The organism is Candidatus Latescibacterota bacterium, from assembly GCA_019038625.1.
Taxonomy (GTDB): Bacteria; Krumholzibacteriota; Krumholzibacteriia; order Krumholzibacteriales; family Krumholzibacteriaceae; genus JAGLYV01.
In genome coordinates, this window is record JAHOYU010000157.1 from 1 (window position 1) to 2050 (window position 2050).

Sequence of the window (2050 nt, forward strand, 5' to 3'; positions counted from 1 at the left end):
TCCCCATTCTACTCAATTCATGCGGGTTGGTATACTAAAAAGGGACTAAAAGTAAAGCCTTGCCATTAGTTAAAAAATACAAAAGAAGACCAATGCTCGATAAAAACATGCGAGAAAGACATTTCTGGTATTTATCGTTAGATAACAACTAGTTAATCTTTTTAGTCAATGTTTTTACTCTGATATTCTTGAGAGTTCTGTAGAATTAATGGAATGGACCCGCCCCCCGGTACACGGCATCATAGTGCCAGTGTTTAAACTTTAAACGTACTCAGGAGGACGGGTCATGAAGAATGTTGCCACTATTGGAGTCGATTTGGCAAAGAATATCTTTCAAATTTACGGGGCTGACAAGTGGGGAAACAAGGTACTTGAAAGACGCGTGAGCAGGAGAAACCTATTGGAATTCTTTGTCAATTTAAAGCCGTGTCTTGTGGGTATGGAGGCATGTGGCGGCTCTCATCATTGGGCGCGTGAAATTGAAAAATTGGGACATGAAGTTCGGCAAATGCCACCGCAATATGTCAAACCATATGTCAAAACCAACAAAAACGACCGGAATGATGCGGAGGCAATCTGCGAAGCCGTTACAAGGCCAACCATGCACTTTGTTCCCACAAAAAACATTGAACAGCAGGACATTCAAGCTGTGCATCGTTGCCGAGAACGATTGGTCAAAAGCCGCACTGCCTTGAGCAATCAGGCAAGAGCCTTGCTGCTGGAGATGGGGCTGGCCGTGCCGCAAGGCTTTCGGTACCTGCGGAGGCTGTTGCCGGAAATGGTGGAAGATACCGAGAACATTCTGACTTTGAGAATGCGTGATCTGTTGTCTGACATGTATGCTGAATTTGTTGATATTGAGGTGAGGATCAAGAAATATGACGCAATGCTGGAAACCATATGCAAAGAATCTGAGGCATGCCGCCGGATACGAAAGATACCAGGATTTGGGCCACTGTGCGCTACGGCTTTTGTGGCAGCAGTAGGTGATGCAAAAACCTTTAAAAACGGAAGGCAACTTGCGGCCTGGGCAGGCCTTGTGCCGCGACAACATTCCTCTGGCAACAAACAGTGGCTTGGGAGTATCAGCAAGCGTGGTAATAAATATTTGCGAACGCTGCTGATTCATGGAGGGCGATCATTGTTGAAATATTGCCAAGATAAAACGGATTTTCGGAGTCGATGGTTGGCGGCCTTGATGGAACGAAGAGGAAACGCAAGAGCGTCAGTGGCCCAAGCTAACAAAATGGCGCGTATGGCGTGGGCGGTGCTGGCAAAAGACGAAGAATATCAGGCAATAGCGTAACCTACGGCATAACTTTTCAACGAAATGCAACAAGAAGCCGATTGATGACAAACAGGTCGAACCGGCCTTGGAAAAACCTGAAGCGAACAACGGCCCCAAGGCCGCAGAATTGATAAGGATCCAAGGCGCGAAATCCATCAGGGCCATACCACAAACATAGGCCGAATATATGACTGCATTCGATTTTGCGACATCATCAAAAAGCTCTTGCTCTTGGGGCGGGTCCATATATGTTCGCTGGCAAGGCGCGCAAAAAAGTCAAGGCCGACGCGTACTTCCTGTACGCTAGGATTTGACTTTTTTGCAGCATACCTGAGGCATAAGATCTTGTAAGCCTCGAAGACTCGGCAACAATTCACTTAGCGCAGCCAGCGGGCAATTATGCAGTGCTCTCAAAAGGTAGAAAAACGATTCTTGTAGGCTATCCGATGGCTTCTGCTACTTTGCCCTGAATGAAATCAATAATTTCCTGAACCCGAGCCTCGGAAGCGATGCCGACCTCTTTGGACAGTGCCGCAATTTCTTCCCCGGTCATGCCGGTCGACATCTCAATCATATACTCTTCGATCTCGCCATCCTCAGGCACCAAACCGCACCCGCCCACAGCACCTACAAGCTCGCCCTCGTGAATGATCGGAACGGAAATTCTCAGCATCCCGCCTTCGCATTCCTCGGCAAAAGGCTTCCTGCCGGTCTGCATCAACTGCCGAAACATCTGCCCGGAGGGAGCACAGATCGCACCAT

The 2050-nt window shown here is 48.0% G+C and carries 2 protein-coding genes; one reads left to right on the forward strand and one right to left on the reverse strand.

Annotation, left to right across the window (positions count from 1 at the left end):
- Positions 1 to 286: 286 nt before the first annotated feature.
- A complete protein-coding gene (locus KOO63_11805) occupies positions 287 to 1306 on the forward strand; it encodes an IS110 family transposase (GenBank protein MBU8922493.1) in 1020 nt (339 codons plus the stop codon).
- Between the two features lie 421 nt (positions 1307 to 1727).
- Here the strand turns inward: KOO63_11805 and KOO63_11810 are convergent.
- On the reverse strand, positions 1728 to 2050 hold a 323-nt coding region (locus KOO63_11810), incomplete at its 5' end, for a PocR ligand-binding domain-containing protein (GenBank protein MBU8922494.1).